Here is a 15,466-nt window from a genome sequence, read left to right on the forward strand (position 1 = left end):
CGCGCCTCACCCCCGGTCGATCGATGATGCGCGCAGCGCGGCCAGCTCGTCGTCGTAGGCCTGGCCGATGCCCTCCAGGAAGTCCAGCGCGGCCCTGGCCTCCTCCTCGTCGATCTTCGACAGCGCGAAGCCGACGTGGATGAGGATCCAGTCGCCGGGCTGGAGCCGTTCGTTGTCCAGCAGGCCGATGTTGATCGCCCGCCGTACCCCGCTGACGTCGACCTTCGCCAGGTCAGCGTGGTCTGGCAGGATCTCCACGATCTCGCCGGGGATTCCCAGGCACATGGTGTCCCTCCGCCATCTGGATGGATTCGAGGATCAGGGCGTCGCCTCCCCGCAGGTCGATGTCGGCGCCGCCGCAGCCGCCGCACACGGCGAGCGCGTCGGCGGTGTCCTCCTCGCGCCCGCAGGTCCTGCAGGTGAGCCGGGTGGGCACCACGACCAGGTCGATCGTGGCCCCGTCGGCGACCGTTCCCTGCGCGACCAGGGAGAAGGCCTGCTCCAGCGCGGGGCCGGTGATGCGAAGAAGGGCTCCGGCGCGCACCCTGACGTGTGTCACCCGCCGTCCGACGGCCCGGCGTTCGACGGCGTCGAGCACCGAGGCGGCGATGCCGAACTCATGCACTGCTCACATCTCCCGGATCTTCAGGTAGCGCTTGATGTCGGGCAGCGACTGCCACAGCAGGGCGGCTATCCCGGCCACCACCAGCACGATCAGCACGCGTTTGAGCATCGTTGACCCCTCCTTCGTGGTCTGCTGCGACGAGATCGCGGACAAGGTCGCGAACAAGGTCGGCGGCCTGCGGCACGGCCTGCGCAACCGCCTCGCTGAGCTCCATGCCGGGCGAGGTGTCGGCCGGCCGGCAGCCGACGACCAGGATCCGGCCGGTCGTGACGCCGAACGCGCCCAGCAGGCCGAAGATCGCGTCCGGGGTCATGCCGTGGGCGTCGGCGAGCGCTCCCCGAGCGAGTACGTCGTCCCCTGGCCCGTCCTCGTCGATCGCCGGTTCGAGGAGCGCCAGCGTTCCCGGCGGCCCGTCGACGGGCACCGCGTCGACCAGGATCACCTCGTCGTAGCCGGTCAGCAGCTCGTAGGCCAGGTGGATGCCGCCGATCCCGAAGTCGGCCACCACCACGCCGTCCGGCAGGCCGCCGGCCGACAGCAGATGCTTGGCGACCTCGACGCCGAAGCCGTCGTCGCCGAGGAAGACGTTGCCGACCCCCGCCACCAGGACCTTGCGGCTCATCGGTCCTCCTTCAGCGGTTCGACCTCGTCGGGGGCGAAGTAGAGGAAGCGGCCCTGCTCCCGCTGCAGGTCGGCCCCCGGATCGTCGTCCAGCGTGACGGCCAGGTGGCGGACGCCGTCCACGTCGAGGAAGACCGCCTCGACCGTGGCGTGCCGCCCGGCCAGGAACATGTCGTGGGCGTCGGCGCGCCGCGCGCGCGAGGTGCCGCGGCCGGGCAGCAGCCGCACCCCGCTGCCCCTGGCCAGCCGTACGCCGTCGACCACGACGCTGTCGGTCTCGGGACAGACCGTCCGGTCGGCGCCAGGATCCCACCACGGCAGGTTCTCCCGCTCGGCGGGGCGCAGGGTGTGGACGGCGCCGTGCAGCCGTTCGAGCACCTCCGACGTCAGGTCGCCCACCCTGTCGATGATCTCGGCGGCCCGCGGGTCGGTCGCCCTGGCCTCGCGCTTCTCCGCGTCGGTGAGGGCGAGCGTGCGCAGGCTGAGCAGCTCGTCGATCTCGGTCGCGTCGAACAGGTCGCCAGGGCTCTCGTGCGCGATGGACGGGTAGTCGTACAGGATGATCGGCGCGGACAGCATGACGTCGCGCCGCCCCTCCTCGCCGGCCAGCACGGGCCAGGTGCGCAGGTTCACGCAGGCCCGCGCGTGCGCCGCCGCCCACTCGGGCGGGTCGAGCAGCGACACGAACGCGCCCTTCTCGACCGCGAGCAGCGTGTGCGCGCCGATCAGCGAGCAGCGCAGGGCGTCGTCGCGCGAGGCGTCGGGATCGGCCCAGTCCGTCGTGTTCTCCACCCGCACCCGCAGCCTGACCAGCCCGTACGGCCCGGCGACCGGCTCGGCCCTGACCCTCAGCACCGCGTCGAGGCGCCGGTCCTCGCGCACGATCCGCCCGGTCGAGTCGGGCAGCGGCTCCACCGTGCGCTGCGCGGGATGCCCCACCTCGTAGATCCGCTCGGCGGCCAGCACCTCGGCCAGCGGCACCTCCGCGTCGCGCTCCCGCTCCACGGCCTCGTCGAAGGTCAGGTACGTCTCACCGGCGACCTCGAGCGCGGGGACGACCCGGTGGCCCGAGCCCTCGGCGCGCTCGACGGTCCTGGTACGGACCTGCAGGAAGCGCAGGGCGATCCGCAGCAGCGCGTCGCCCGAGGCCTCGAGCAGGCACTCGGTCTGGCAGGCCGGGTGCTCGGCCGTCGCGGTGTAGGCGGGCGGCACCAGGACGCCGAACTGCCAGCGCGCCTGGTTCTTGGCGGCCGAGGCCCGGTACGGGTAGAGCAGGTAGCCCTCGTAGAGCACCGCGTCGGCGACCCTGCGGGCGCTGTCCATCGCCGCGCTCTCCATCGGCGCGCTCACGGCGCCGCCTCCCTCGCTCTGGCCAGCAGCGCCCGCAGCGTGTCGTCCCACGTGGCCAGCGCCTGGTCGGACTTGAACCGGTGCAGGTCACGCAGCGTGTCCCGGCTCAGCCGCAGCCACCCCTCGCCGGGGAAGTAGCGGTCCATCAGCTCCCGCCAGACCGCCACGGGCAGCCCGTGGCGGGCCTCGCGGTCCCACGGCACCTGCTCGACGGAGAAACCGGTGGGCGTCCTGGCGAACACCGTGCCGCTGAACAGCAGCAGCAGCGGGATCTCACCGTCGTCGAGGGCGGCGAAGTACTTGCCCGCCGCCACCTCCAGGTCGTAGGTGACCGGCACCTGCAGGTCGACCTCCGTCGACCCGGTGAAGCCGGGGACGATCATGGAGACGTTCGCGAACTGCAGCGGCCTGAGCGTCTCACCCCAGCGGGAGCGCGCGCCGAACAGGTCGGCGAGCAGGCCGGCCTCCGCGTCGGAGTAGCCGCGGCGCTGCGGCTCGATGCGGATCTGGCAGCGCAGCGCGATGGCGTTGACGGCGTTGCCGCCCGCCTCGGTGATCCGCATCGAGAAGCGCAGCGTCGGCGCGGCCGCGTACCGGTCGGCGCCGGCGTCGAGGCAGGTGAAGCCGAGCTCAACCATGATCGGCCCGCACCTCCCGGCTTCTGGCCCGCAGGTCGGCGAAGAAGGCGTCGATGGCCCGCCAGGCGTCCTGGCCGCCGTCGAAGCCCTTCCACCGGGTCCTGACCAGCCCGACCAGCTCGTAGCAGGCGTCGATCGGCACGAGATGGCACACGAACCCGCCGGGCCGCCGGTCGACGAGCAGCGCCTCGACGTCGGCGGCGAGGCCGGCCAGCCCGGGGTTGGCCGCCATCACCCGCTCCCACGTCGGCAGCGGCAGCTGCGACTCGGTGGCCCCGCCGGGGCTCGGGTAGAAGGCGACGGTACGGCCCAGCGCGGAGTTGTGGAAGAAGAACGCCATGCGCACCGGGATCTGCAGCTCCTCCCAGTCGGCCGCCGACAGGGCGAAGTCCGGCGCGTACAGGTAGCGGTCGGGCACCGCCAGATACCTGCCCATGGCCGCGCCCGGCACCGTGAACAGCAGGTAGCAGCCCCGGCACGCGCACAGCAGGGCGCGGCTGTCGAGGTTCACCACGTGCGCGTGCCCCGCCTCGATCGGCTCGGCGCACAGCTCGCAGCGCTCGCCCGCGGCCAGGGTGTCGTCGGCGGGGCGGGGCTCGCGGAAGCGGCGCAGTCCGGTGCTCATGGCGCCGCCGCCCTCTCGGGGACCGGGCACGGGCCGGGCGGTTGTCGCGGCTGGATCTGGTACAGCCCGTCCTCGGGCTCGGCCACGCCGTCCACCTCGACGTGGGCCACCTCCGGCGCGGCCCGCGCGATCGCCTGCTCGATCGCGGTCGTCACCGTGACCCGCGAGGAGGGGCAGCCGTGACAGGTGCCCGCCAGACGCAGCCGTACGACGCCCTGTTCCTCGAAGCCCACCAGCTCGACGTCGCCCGCGTGGCTGCCGAGATACGGCCGGACGCCGTCGAGCGCCGCGCGCACACGTTCCTCCGTGCTCAGCGGGTGGAGATCGTGCACCACGAGCAGACCGGAGACGAGCTCGTCGTCGGCGAGCCCGCGCAGCGTCGCGGCCGCGCCGGTGTCCGTGACGATCTCCATGATTCGCTCCAGCGCCGCGCCGTACAGTTCGACCAGCACGCGGACGAGCTCCTCGGCCCGCTCCCGCGCGACCGGGTCGCCGAGCGCGGTCAGCTCGGCGAGCAGGCGCTCCACGCGCTCGCCCGCCGTAGCCGCGTCGATGGTCGCAGGCATCGGTCCCGTCCCCGTCAGGACCCGCCGAAGGCGTGCGGGGTGTGCAGCTTGCGCAGCTGCCTGCCGCCGCCGAGATACATGTGGACACCGCACGGCAGGCACGGGTCGAAGCTGCGGACCGTGCGCATGATGTCGATGCCCTTGAAGTTCTCGCGGGCGTTCTCCTCGAAGATCGGCGTGTTCTGCACGGCGTCCTCGTACGGCCCCGGCGTGCCGAAGGAGTCGCGCACGCTGGCGTTCCACGGCGTCGGCGGATACGGGTGGTAGTTGGCGATCTTCCCGTTCCTGATCACCATGTGGTGGGACAGCACGCCGCGCACCGCCTCGGTGAAGCCGCAGCTGATGGCCTCCTCGGGCACGGTGAAAGGCGACCAGGTCTGGGTGTGGCCCGCGCGCACCTCCGCCAGCGCCTGCTCGACGAAGTGCAGCGCGCACGCCGCGGCGTACGCCTGGAAGTAGGTCCTGGCCCTGTTGCGTTCGATGGTGTTGGAGTACAGCTCGCCGTCCCACTCGGGGATCTTCCACTCGAACGTGCGCTCCGGCCTGGTGGCCGAGCGCGGCAGGTTGATGAGCACGCTGTGCCCGGTGGCCTTGACGTAGCCGATGTCGACCAGACCGGACAGCGCCGTCGACCACAGTCTGGCCAGGGGCCCGCCACCGGTGTCGAGCGCGAGCAGGTTCGTGCCGTCGAACCAGCGGGGCGACATCACCCAGCTGTACTTGTCGGTGAAGTCGCGTTTGCGAGGATGCGGGATCGTGTGCTGGTTCCACGGGTGCCTGATGTCGACCGGGTTGCCCAGCGGGTCGCTGGTGACGAACGGCTCCTGGTCCTCCCAGTCGTCGTAGTACGAGCTGCCCAGCAGGATCCTGATCCCGAGGTTGATGTCGACCAGGTCGTTGGTGACGACCCTGCCGTCGACGACCACGCCGGGGGTCACGAACATCCTGCGGCCCCAGTCGCTCATGTTCTCGTAGGTGAAGTCGCAGTACTCCGGGTCGTTCAGGCTGCCCCAGCAGCCGAGCAGCACCCGCCGCCTCCCGACCTGCTCGTAGCCGGGAATGGCCTCGTAGAAGAAGTCGAACAGGTCGTCGTGCATGGGCACCACGCGCTTGAGGAACTCCACGTAGCGCATGAGCCTGGTCAGGTAGTCGGTGAACAGCTGCACGGTGGCGACCGTGCCGACCCCGCCGGGGTAGAGCGTCGACGGGTGGACGTGCCTGCCTTCCATCAGGCAGAACATCTCCCGCGTGGTCCGGCTGACCTGCAGCGCCTCGCGGTAGAACTCGCCCTCCAGCGGGTTCAGCGAGCGCATGATGTCGGCGATGGTCCGGTAGCCGTGCTCGCCCGCGTGCGGCGCCTCGGTGCGCTCGGCCTGCTCCAGGACTCCTGGGTTGGTCTCGCGGACCATCTTCTCGCAGTAGTCGACCCCGACCAGGTTCTCCTGGAAGATGTTGTGGTCGAACATGTACTCGGCGGACTCGCCCAGGTTGATGATCCACTCGCCGAGATGCGGCGGCCGTACGCCGTAGGCCATGTTCTGGTTGTAGACCGAGCACGTCGCGTGGTTGTCGCCGCAGATACCGCAGATCCTGCTGGTGATGAAGTGCGCGTCCCTGGGGTCCTTGCCCTTCATGAAGATGCTGTAGCCGCGGAAGATCGACGAGGTGCTGTAGCACTCGGCGACCGTCCTGTTCCTGAAGTCCACCTTGGCGTAGATGCCCAGGCTTCCGACGATCCTGGTGATCGGATCCCAGGCCATCTCGACGAGTTCGTCGCCGGCCTGCTGTGGTGTCGTCGTCATGTCAGCCTCGCTGGTTACCAAGGGGCCCGGTAGCCCGTGAGCAGTTCGCGGCCCTTCCTGCGCCACCGGGGCTCCTTGTCGACGGTCCGCTGGGTGATGTGGCGCAGCGAGCGGATCATCGCCCCGTACGCGCCGCTGGCCGTCACGGAGATCCTGGCGCCGGGCGGCTCGTCCATGAAGGGCATGAACTTGTCGGGGAAGCCGGGCATCGTGCAGGCGATGCAGATGCCGCCCACGTTGGGGCAGCCGCCGATGCCGTTGATCCAGCCGCGCTTGGGGACGTTGCACTTCACCACCGGCCCCCAGCAGCCGATCTTGACCAGGCACTTCGGCGAGCCGTACTCCGTGGCGAACTGGCCCTGCTCGTAGTAGCCGGCCCGGTCACAGCCTTCGTGCACGGTCTGCCCGAACAGCCAGGTGGGGCGCAGCGCCTCGTCCAGCGGGATCATCGGCGCCTGCCCCGCGACCTGGTAGAGCAGGTAGAGGATGGTCTCCGACAGGTTGTCCGGGTGGACCGGGCAGCCCGGCACGTTGACGATCGGCAGCCCCGCCTTCGACTTCCAGTCCCAGCCCAGGTAGTCGGCCACGCCCATGGCACCGGTCGGATTGCCGGCCATCGCGTGGATGCCGCCGTAGGTGGCGCACGTCCCTGCGGCGAGGATCGCCGTCGCCTTGGGCGCCAGCCGGTCCAGCCACTCGCTGGTCGTCATGGGCTGGCCGGTTTCGGGGTTGTTGCCGAACCCGCACCAGTAGCCCTCCTGCTTGATCGACTCGTTGGGTATCGACCCCTCGACGACCAGCACGAACGGATCCAGCTCGCCGCGGTCGGCCTTGTAGAACCACTCGATGAAGACGTCCGCGCCCTGCATCGGACCGCACTCGAAGTCGATCAGCGGCCAGTGCACGGCGACTTTGGGCAGACCAGGAAGCGCACCGAGCACGATCTCCTCGATGCTCGGCTGGGTGGCGGCGGTCAGCGCGACGGAGTCGCCGTCGCAGCTCAGCCCCCCGTTGATCCACAGCAGATGGACAACCGGTTCGTCCTGCGTCTGTGATGTGCTGTTCAGCGACTCGGTCGGCGCGCTCATGCGCCTCACCACCCTCGCGGGTCTGGACTCTTCAGCTGGAACGCGGCGGCGGCACCGTGCCGCGCCGCCCGAGCGCGTCCTGGGTGAGCTCCCAGAGCGCGTGGTAGACGGTGGTCTGCGCCTCCTGGATGCGGTGGACCGACGACGACGGCACCACGAACAGGTGGTCGATCGTGCCCAGCTCGGCCATCTGGCCGCCGTCGTAGCCGGCCAGCCCGACGGTGACCATGCCGCGCCGGTCCGCCTCCTGGAAACCGGCGATCAGGTTGCGGGAGTTGCCGCTCGTCGACAGCCCGAACGCGATGTCACCCGCGCGGGCCGAGGCGGCCAGCTGCCGGGCGAAGACCACCTCGAACCCGATGTCGTTCGCGAGCGCGGTCACCACCGCGACGTCCGCGGTCAGGGCGAAGGCGGGCAACGGCAGCGCGCCGCCGCCGGGGTTCAGGAACAGGGCGGCCACCTCCTGGGCGTCAGTGGAACTGCCCCCGTTGCCGAAGGAGAACAGCCGCCCGCCCCGCTCGAACGCGGCGGCCATGGCCTGCGCGCACGCGGCCAGCCGGGCGCCGTCCCGCTCCAGCACGCTCTGGCGCAGGGCGACGATCTCGCCCGCCTTGTCGACGGTGGACTGCCGCACCGCGGTCATCACCGCGTCCAGATCGGCGCCCCCGGAGTAGAGGAACGGATACAGCGACTCCATCGGCTCTTGCGGCCCGCTCACGTCGTCACCTCCCCGGCGACCACCCTGGCGACAACGGCGATGGCCTCCTTGGCGTGGACCAGGACCGTGTCACCGGCCGCGGCCTCCACCAGGGCGACGCTCACCTCCTCGCGGCCCCGCCCGGTGTCCACCTCGGCCATGCCGTCCTCCAGCAGCCTGACCACCGTCACCGGGACCGCCTCGTCGGAACAGGTGACACAAACCTCCTCATGACAGACGGGCTCGCGGGCGGTCATGCGACCACCTTCGGATCCAGCACACCCGGCTGCTCGAAGAAGACGTGCACCAGCTCCCACAGGATGTGATACGTCGTGACGTGCACCTCCTTGACCACTCTGGGATCGGCGGACCTGGCGATCAGGACGTGGTCGACCGCCGTGCTCCGCGCGATCTGCCCGCCGTCGCCGCCGACCAGCGCCAGCGTCAGCAGGCCGAGCTCCTTGGCCGTCTCCAGCGCTTCGAGCACGTTCGCGCAGTCGCCGTCCGTGGAGACGCCCAGCGCCATGTCCTGCGGCGCCGCCAGATGCCTGAGCTGGTGGGCGAAGACGTCCTCGAAACCCGTCTCGGAGGCGATCCCGGTGATCGTGGCCACGTCACCGGTCAGCGAGAACGACGGCAACGCCCGCTTGCCCACGATCACCGGGTGGACGAACTCCACCGCGATGTGCTGGGCGTCCGTGGCCGCCTCGCCGTTGCCGAAGACGATCAGCCGTCCGCCGCTGTGGAACCTCGTCGCCATGTCGTGGCAGGCGCGCGCCACCTTCTCGGCATCCTCGGCGAGGCCGCGGGCGGGGCCCACACGGCGCGCGAAGACCTCGGGAACGGAGGCCAGGACCGTCTGCTCCATAGCGGACCACTTCCCCACGTTGAGCGTTTCTTGGTTCTCGTGCCGAAAGGTCCCCCGCTTTCCGACCGTACGCCCAGGTGAGACCCCCGAAAGAAAAACAATGTCGGATATTTCGCAAAAGTCGGCAGTCACTTCCCCCGGTGCTCATTTCCCCTGCGGGCCTCGGCGGACGTGCGGATGACGGCCAGCGGTCCCGGCGCGTGGTGCAGCAGGGAGTGGCTGACCGAGCCGAGCACCAGCCCCGCCAGTTCGCCGCGCCCGCGCGAGCCGACCACCAGCAGGTCCGCGCCGCGCGCGGCATCCCGCAACGCGTCGACCGGGTGGCCCCGCACGACCTCCTCGATCACGGTGACGTCGGGGTAGCGCCCGCACCAGCCCGCCAGCGTCTCCTTCAACTGGCGCACCTCGTTCTTCTCGTCCTCCCCGACGTCGTCCGGGATCGGCTGGAACCCGCCGTGCTTGTCGTACCTGCTCCACACGTGAACGGCCCGCAGGTCCGCCCCGCGCAACGCCGCCTCGGCGAAGGCGAACTCCAGCACCGGCGCGGCCCGCGGCGAGGTGTCGATACCGGCCACGATCTCCCCGCTGGAGGTGACGGGCGTCTGCCGTACGACGACGACATCGCAGGGGGCGTGTCCTGCCACGCCGTACGCGACGGAGCCGACCATCAGGCCGCGCACGGCGCTCAGCCCGTGGTTGCCGACCACCAGCAGGTCGGCCTGCTCGCCCTCGCGGATCAGCGCGGCGCGTGGATCTCCCGGAAGGATCCTCGATTCCACTGTCAGCTTCGGGTGCGCGCGGCGGGCCCGGTCGACAGCGGCGGCGAGCACGGTCGCGGCGCCCTGGCGCATCCAGTGGGCGACCTCGGCGTAGCGGCCCTGCTCGGTCTCGGCGGCCCACCGATGGATGGCGTGCACCACCCGCAGCGGCACGTCGCGCAGCGCCGCCTCCGCGGCGGCCCAGGCGACCGCCTCCAGGCCGGCGCGTGAACCGTCGACCCCGACCACGATCATGACGTCTCCCTTCACGGATGTCCCCATGAGAGCAGCACTCGCCCGGGGCGGCGTAGGGCCAAAGGTCCCTTGACCTCACCTTTCGTCGGCCGGCCCGCGGTGCGACGGGTACGGCCACGGGTTGGGCCGGCAGCTCTCGAGGGACTTCGACTGCTGCACCATGACGGGCGCGGGCCTGCCCCTGCCGGGGCAGCTCACATGATGGTGGCCGAGCCCGTGGCCGACCTCGTGGTTGATCACGTACCGGCGGTAGGCCGTCAGGTCGCCGTGGTAGGCCTCCACGCCCCTCGCCCAGCGTTCGGCGTTGATGACCGACCTGCTGCCGTTCCAGCACGACAGCTCGCCGCCGGTGCGCAGCGGCAGGCACTGGGCGTCCGTGGTCAGCGGGCTGGTCAGGGCGACGCTCAGCCGTACGGGACCGTGGTCGACCCGGCGGAACCTGCCCCAGCTGCGCGGGTCGTTCAGCGTCTCGTGCACGGTCGCCGCGAACTCCTTAGGGGAGAACGGCAGGCCACCCTCCACCTCCACCTGGTAGCGGACCGCCGTACCTGCGCCCTTTCGCGGGGCGCCATCGCCCGGGACCACCCGGAACCTGCCGGTCCCTCTCCTGGGCACCCTGACGTACGGCTTCGCCTTGTGCTGGGCCCTGCGCGTGACCAGGCGAGGCGGCTCCGGCGCGGGAGGAGGCGGCTCGACCCGCGTGACGGCCACGGGCGCCCCACACTCGGCGAGCAGGACGAACACGGCACCGAGCGCCACAGAGCGCACAACATCCCCCTCGATTCGCTGGGGGAGATCTGATCATAAACCGTGAAGCCGACGGAGCGATCGATCTCGCACGGGTTAAGTTGGCGGAGGTGGCTCAGAGCCGGAGGTGTGTGGAATGGCAGTGGTGCTGATCGGGACACTCGACACGAAAGGGCCCGAATACTCCTGGCTGCGGGAACGGCTGGTCGAGCTCGGCAGCGAGGTGATCGTCGTCGACGCGGGGATCGGCCGGGAGAGCACCGGGCCGAGCAGCGACTTCGGCGCCCCCGCCGCCGCCTCCGTCGAGGACATCTCCAACGTCCGTGTCGCCGCCGCCGGGGGCGCCGACCTGAGCGCGCTGCGCGCGGCGGGCGACAGGGGAGCGGCGGTCGCCGCCATGGGCGAGGGCGCCGCCGTCGTGCTGGCCGAACTGCACGACGAGGGTCAGGTCGATGGGGTGCTCGCCGTCGGCGGCAGCGGCGGGTCGTCCATCGCCGCCCGCGCCGTCAGAGACCTGCCGATCGGGCTGCCCAAGCTGATCGTGTCCACCATGGCCTCGGGGGACGTCTCGCCCTACGTCGGGGCGAAGGACGTCACGATCATGTACAGCGTGGTCGACATCGCGGGAATCAACCGGGTGTCGCGCCTCATCCTGGGCAACGCGGCGGCGGCGATCGCGGGCATGGCGGCGGCCTACGCCGCCACTCAGACCGCCACCCAGCACGACGACCGGCCGCTGGTCGCCGCGTCGATGTTCGGCGTGACCACGCCCGCCGTCGACGCGGCCCGCGAACGCCTCACCGAACACGGCTACGAGGTCCTCGTCTTCCACGCCACCGGCGCGGGCGGCAGGGCCATGGAGGGCCTGGCCGACAGCGGCCTGCTGGCGGGCGTGCTCGACCTCACCACCACCGAACTGGCCGACGACCTCGTCGGCGGCGTCCTGTCCGCAGGCCCCGACCGGCTCACCGCGGCAGGCCGGCAGGGCGTGCCCCAGGTCGTCGCGCCCGGCGCCCTCGACATGGTCAACTTCGGGCCCGCCGACAGCGTCCCCCCACGCTTCGAGGGCCGCGAGTTCTACGTCCACAACCCCACCGTCACCCTCATGCGCACCACGCCCGAGGAGATGGCCGAACTGGGCCGCCGCGTCGCCGCCAAGCTCGCCGCCGCCACCGGGCCCACCGCGCTGTTCGTGCCGCTGCGGGGTGTCTCCGCGCTCGACGCGCCCGGCATGCCGTTCCACGACCAGAAGGCCGACGACGCCTGCTTCGAGGCGCTGGCCGCCTACCCTGGCGCGATCCAGCTCGACCTGCACATAAACGACCCGGCGTTCGGCCGCGCGCTGGCCGACAGGCTGCACGACCTGATCAGGGGTGAGGGATGAACCGTCAGACCGTACTCGAACGGCTGCGCCGTACCGTCTCCGAAGGCAAGCCGGTCATCGGCGCCGGCGCGGGCACCGGCCTGTCGGCCAAGTGCGCCGAGGCGGGCGGCGTCGACCTGATCATCATCTACAACTCGGGGCGCTACCGGATGGCCGGGCGCGGCTCCCTGGCCGGGCTGCTGCCGTACGGCGACGCCAACCAGATCGTCGTCGACATGGCGGGCGAGGTGCTGCCCGTCGTCAAGGACACGCCCGTGCTGGCCGGCGTGTGCGGCACCGACCCGTTCAGGGTGATGCCGCGCTTCCTCGACTCGCTCAAGGCGATGGGCTTCGCGGGCGTGCAGAACTTCCCCACCGTCGGCCTGTACGACGGGGTGTTCCGGCAGAACCTCGAAGAGACCGGCATGGGCTTCGACCTCGAGATCGAGATGGTACGGCTGGCCCACGAACGCGACCTCGTCACCGCGCCCTACGTCTTCGACGCCGCGCAGGCCCGCGCGATGGCCGAGGCGGGCGCCGACGTCCTCGTGCCGCACGTCGGGCTCACCACCAAGGGCTCGATCGGCGCGGGCACCGCGCTGTCCCTCGACCAGGCGGTGGCCGCCGTCCAGGAGATGCGCGACGCCGCGGCGGCCGTCCGGCCCGACATCCTCGTGCTGTGCCACGGCGGGCCCATCGCCGAGCCGTCCGATGCCGCCTACGTACTGTCCCGCACCAAGGGGGTCGTCGGGTTCTTCGGCGCCTCCTCCGTCGAACGGCTGCCCACCGAGATCGCCATCACCCAGCAGGTCGCCGCGTTCAAGAATCTGGAGATCTAGATGCTCGTGAGCCCTTCACAGGTGCCGACGATGACCTTCGACTGGGGGTCCATCAAGTGGTTCGTCACACCGTCCGCGATCCCGGGAGCGGGCAGCACCCTCGGCGAGGTGATCGTCAACCCCGGGCGTGGACACTCCCGCCACAACCACCCGCACGCCGAGGAGATCATCTACGTGATCTCAGGGGAGGCGATGCAGATGGTGGACGACGGCGAGCCGTTCCCGATCAGGGAGGGCGACACCGTGCACATTCCGGCTGGGGCGTTCCATTCGACGTTCAACACGACGTGGCGGCCGTTGCGGCTGATCGTCACGTACACGCCGGGCGGGGAGGAGAAGGCGCTGGAGGGCGCGCCTGACTACTGCCTGCACGTTCCCGACGAGACCGCCGAATGGCGCCAGGCCTGACCTTCAGGCGGGAGCCCGGCTGACGGCGCCCCTCAGGTCGGGGGCTGCCGGGCAGGAGACCGGCTGACGGCGCCCCTCAGGTCGAGGGCCGCCGTCGGCGGGCGAGTCGTGTGTCCGCCTTCAGACCGAGGGTCAGCCGTCGGCGGCCCAGCCGTGCGTTCGCATGAGCATCTTCGCGACCACGGCGAACCTGTCACGGTGCAGCACCGCGCCCTCCCGCCTGATGTCGTCCTCCTCCAGCGCGAACACCCGGTCGAGACGCAGGTACGACACCCGCCCGTCGCGGCCCCACGAGCCGACCTCCAGCCATTCCGGGCCGTCGTCGCCCTTGCTCGACAGCATCATCCCGAGCAGCCTGCGCCCGTGGCGGCCGACCACCAGCAGCGGCCGGTCCTTGCCCCGGTCAGGGTCCTCCTCGTACGGCACCCACGCCCACACGATCTCGCCGGGGTCGGCCATGCCGTCCAGATCGGGGGAGTAGGCGAGGGACGCCGCCCTGTCGACCGAGTAGATCTCCCTGACCGCGCCGCGGACGGGCCGCGGGTCATCCTCGTGATCTCGCACATGCCGAGCCTAGTACTGATTTCGCCTGACCTGCCGGAATTCGTCGATCGCGGAGGCTGTAGCATCGAGCGCCCTTTGACTCCCTGGAGGCAGCATGCAGATCCGTCCCACGACGGAGGCCGACCGCGAGCAGGTCATCGCGTTCACGGTCGACGAGCCGGTCAGCTGGATCCCCGCCGACCGCTACCTGGCCGAACTCGCCGACGCCATGTACCGGCCCGAGTGGACGTGGATCGTCGTGGACGGCGACCGGATCGTGGGACGCGCCCTGTGGTGGGGGCAGCCCGACAGCTCCACGCCCCTCGCGCTCGACTGCCTGCACGTGGAGGCGTCCGCGCCCGACCGCGCCGACGTGGCCGCCGCGCTGCTCGACGCCGGCCATCGGGCCTTCGGCAAGGCTCCGCTGTACAACCTGACCCTCCCGAACGGCTGGCGCGACGACCCAGCGGTGTCCTCGGCCGTGGCCTGGCGCAAGACGGCGGCGCATGCCGCGGGCCTGGTCGAGGAGGTCGAACGGCTGCGCCTGGAATGGACGCCCGACATCCCCGTGCCCGCATCCTCAGGACGGCTCCGCTTCACCGAGGCGACGGACGAGGAGTTCCTCGAGGTGTTCCGCAGGATCGCCGTCGGCAGCCTGGACGCCGAAACGCGCAGAAACGTGGCCGCCCTCGGCGCCGAACGAGCAGCGCGCGAGGAGATGGACTTCTACCTCGACCGCCCCGGCAAGCGGGAGTGGTGGCGAATCGCCCACACCGCGGACGGGGCCGTCGCGGGCCTGGCGATCCCCTCGGCCACGCCGTACAACGTGAACGTCGGCTACCTGGGCGTGGTGCCGGAGCTGCGAGGACGCGGCTACGTCGACGACATCCTCGCCGAGATCACCCGCATCCACGCGACGAACGGTGCGGAACTGATCACCGCCACCACCGACACCACGAACGCCCCCATGGCCGCCGCGTTCGCCCGCGCCGGATACCGGAACACGGAAATCCGTCTGGTCTTCTCCCCGCCCTCGGACTGACAGCCGAGCGAGCGCCCACCCGAGTCGCGCCACTGTCCGCCCTCCGTCCCCGCCCGCCGACGCCGAGCCACCGACTCGGCGTCGGCAACCACCGGCTCGGCCTCGCTCCCGCACGCCGAGCCGAGCAACCAGCCCGGCACCTGAGACCCACCCGTCCAGCCCCGCTCCCGCACGCCGGGCCGAGCCACCGACTCGGCGTCGGCGACCACTCGCCCGTCCCCGCTCCCTCCCCACAGGTACCCGCTCCCGTTTTCCTCGCCGCACGGTGCTGACACGCCCTCCACTCACTCGACGCGCCCGCCCCGGCTCGGAGGGGTGCGGAGCGGGAGGTGAGGGCGCATCTGGATCACATGCCCAGCCCCGCTCGGGAGGGAGGTGGAGTCGTGCGCCCCGCGAGCCCACACCCAAGTCGGCGAGCCCGACCCCGCCTGTGCTGTGAGGCGCCTGGGCGACAGCGGTCGTCAGCCCATTGCCGGTGGATGTCGCGGCAGCGGGGTGTCCGGCCAGGCGGACAGCCACCAGCCGGATCACCGCTGTCTAGATGAATGAGTCCAAGGGGTCTGGTCAAGTTCAGTGGTCGTAGGGGATCAGAGACCGTTTGATCGGCTGGCCGGTCTTGTCGTTGTGCCAG

The 15,466-nt window shown here is 71.1% G+C and carries 19 protein-coding genes and 1 pseudogene; 4 read left to right on the forward strand and 16 right to left on the reverse strand.

The genetic code is table 11. The features are described from left to right. Positions 1–6: 6 nt before the first annotated feature. The 15 genes and pseudogenes from ACFXJ8_RS37970 to ACFXJ8_RS38040 form a co-directional block, all read right to left on the reverse strand. Positions 7–258, reverse strand: a complete 252-nt coding sequence (locus tag ACFXJ8_RS37970) for a HypC/HybG/HupF family hydrogenase formation chaperone (protein WP_379649438.1) — start codon at positions 256–258, stop codon at positions 7–9. Next, positions 233–625, reverse strand: a complete 393-nt coding sequence (locus ACFXJ8_RS37975) for a hydrogenase maturation nickel metallochaperone HypA (RefSeq protein WP_379649440.1) — start codon at positions 623–625, stop codon at positions 233–235. The genes ACFXJ8_RS37970 and ACFXJ8_RS37975 overlap by 26 nt, the downstream gene beginning before the upstream one ends. 3 nt (positions 626–628) lie before the next feature. Then, on the reverse strand, positions 629–733 hold the full coding sequence (locus ACFXJ8_RS37980) for a DUF6893 family small protein (protein WP_379649473.1): 105 nt from the start codon (positions 731–733) through the stop codon (positions 629–631). A gap of 55 nt (positions 734–788) precedes the next feature. Continuing rightward, a pseudogene (locus ACFXJ8_RS37985) lies at positions 789–1,247 on the reverse strand (hydrogenase maturation protease); the annotation flags it as partial. After that, entirely contained in the window at positions 1,244–2,596 is a 1,353-nt protein-coding gene (locus ACFXJ8_RS37990) for a hypothetical protein (protein ID WP_379649442.1), read from the reverse strand. The pseudogene ACFXJ8_RS37985 and the gene ACFXJ8_RS37990, both read right to left, overlap by 4 nt. Then, complete coding sequence (locus tag ACFXJ8_RS37995) at positions 2,593–3,234, reverse strand: DUF6084 family protein (RefSeq protein WP_379649444.1); 642 nt, start codon at positions 3,232–3,234, stop codon at positions 2,593–2,595. The genes ACFXJ8_RS37990 and ACFXJ8_RS37995 overlap by 4 nt, the downstream gene beginning before the upstream one ends. Further along, on the reverse strand, positions 3,227–3,859 hold the full coding sequence (locus ACFXJ8_RS38000) for a DUF5947 family protein (protein WP_379649446.1): 633 nt from the start codon (positions 3,857–3,859) through the stop codon (positions 3,227–3,229). The genes ACFXJ8_RS37995 and ACFXJ8_RS38000 overlap by 8 nt, the downstream gene beginning before the upstream one ends. Next, the gene (locus ACFXJ8_RS38005; protein ID WP_379649448.1) at positions 3,856–4,425 is read right to left on the reverse strand and encodes a NifU family protein; all 570 of its coding nucleotides are present in this window, start codon (positions 4,423–4,425) and stop codon (positions 3,856–3,858) included. Before ACFXJ8_RS38005 ends, ACFXJ8_RS38000 begins: the two co-directional genes overlap by 4 nt. 14 nt (positions 4,426–4,439) lie before the next feature. Next, positions 4,440–6,227 carry a nickel-dependent hydrogenase large subunit gene (locus ACFXJ8_RS38010; protein ID WP_379649450.1) on the reverse strand — a complete coding sequence of 596 codons (1,788 nt, stop codon included), beginning with the start codon at positions 6,225–6,227 and terminating at the stop codon, positions 4,440–4,442. Between the two features lie 14 nt (positions 6,228–6,241). After that, the gene (locus ACFXJ8_RS38015; RefSeq protein WP_379649452.1) at positions 6,242–7,315 is read right to left on the reverse strand and encodes a hydrogenase expression protein HypE; all 1,074 of its coding nucleotides are present in this window, start codon (positions 7,313–7,315) and stop codon (positions 6,242–6,244) included. Positions 7,316–7,346: 31 nt separating this feature from the next. After that, on the reverse strand, positions 7,347–8,033 hold the full coding sequence (locus ACFXJ8_RS38020; protein WP_379649454.1) for an SIS domain-containing protein: 687 nt from the start codon (positions 8,031–8,033) through the stop codon (positions 7,347–7,349). Continuing rightward, positions 8,030–8,269, reverse strand: coding sequence for a HypC/HybG/HupF family hydrogenase formation chaperone (locus ACFXJ8_RS38025; protein ID WP_379649455.1), 240 nt, complete (start codon positions 8,267–8,269; stop codon positions 8,030–8,032). Before ACFXJ8_RS38025 ends, ACFXJ8_RS38020 begins: the two co-directional genes overlap by 4 nt. Continuing rightward, positions 8,266–8,880 carry an SIS domain-containing protein gene (locus ACFXJ8_RS38030; RefSeq protein ID WP_379649457.1) on the reverse strand — a complete coding sequence of 205 codons (615 nt, stop codon included), beginning with the start codon at positions 8,878–8,880 and terminating at the stop codon, positions 8,266–8,268. The genes ACFXJ8_RS38025 and ACFXJ8_RS38030 overlap by 4 nt, the downstream gene beginning before the upstream one ends. A 128-nt stretch (positions 8,881–9,008) precedes the next feature. Next, positions 9,009–9,893, reverse strand: a complete 885-nt coding sequence (locus tag ACFXJ8_RS38035; protein WP_379649458.1) for a universal stress protein — start codon at positions 9,891–9,893, stop codon at positions 9,009–9,011. Positions 9,894–9,968: 75 nt separating this feature from the next. Beyond that, positions 9,969–10,661 (reverse strand): DUF3152 domain-containing protein, encoded by a 693-nt coding sequence (locus tag ACFXJ8_RS38040; protein WP_379649460.1) that lies wholly within the window; start codon positions 10,659–10,661, stop codon positions 9,969–9,971. A 115-nt stretch (positions 10,662–10,776) separates the two neighbouring features. Here ACFXJ8_RS38040 and ACFXJ8_RS38045 point away from each other — a divergent pair, with 115 nt between their 5' ends. Genes ACFXJ8_RS38045 through ACFXJ8_RS38055 form a run of 3 tightly spaced genes read left to right on the forward strand, consistent with a single transcriptional unit; the run spans position 10,777 to position 13,250 of the window. Next, the gene (locus ACFXJ8_RS38045) at positions 10,777–12,024 is read left to right on the forward strand and encodes a Tm-1-like ATP-binding domain-containing protein (protein ID WP_379649462.1); all 1,248 of its coding nucleotides are present in this window, start codon (positions 10,777–10,779) and stop codon (positions 12,022–12,024) included. After that, a complete protein-coding gene (locus ACFXJ8_RS38050) occupies positions 12,021–12,842 on the forward strand; it encodes a phosphoenolpyruvate hydrolase family protein (protein WP_379649464.1) in 822 nt (273 codons plus the stop codon). The genes ACFXJ8_RS38045 and ACFXJ8_RS38050 overlap by 4 nt, the downstream gene beginning before the upstream one ends. Positions 12,843–12,872: 30 nt before the next feature. Further along, complete coding sequence (locus ACFXJ8_RS38055; RefSeq protein ID WP_379649466.1) at positions 12,873–13,250, forward strand: cupin domain-containing protein; 378 nt, start codon at positions 12,873–12,875, stop codon at positions 13,248–13,250. Between the two features lie 132 nt (positions 13,251–13,382). Here ACFXJ8_RS38055 and ACFXJ8_RS38060 read toward each other — a convergent pair whose 3' ends face one another. Next, a complete protein-coding gene (locus ACFXJ8_RS38060) occupies positions 13,383–13,814 on the reverse strand; it encodes a type II toxin-antitoxin system PemK/MazF family toxin (RefSeq protein ID WP_379649468.1) in 432 nt (143 codons plus the stop codon). Between the two features lie 94 nt (positions 13,815–13,908). Between ACFXJ8_RS38060 and ACFXJ8_RS38065 the strand changes: the two genes are divergently transcribed. After that, complete coding sequence (locus ACFXJ8_RS38065; RefSeq protein ID WP_379649469.1) at positions 13,909–14,835, forward strand: GNAT family N-acetyltransferase; 927 nt, start codon at positions 13,909–13,911, stop codon at positions 14,833–14,835. Positions 14,836–15,466: the final 631 nt, after the last annotated feature.

This window comes from Nonomuraea sp. NPDC059194 (assembly GCF_042754765.1).
Lineage (GTDB): Bacteria > Actinomycetota > Actinomycetes > Streptosporangiales > Streptosporangiaceae > Nonomuraea.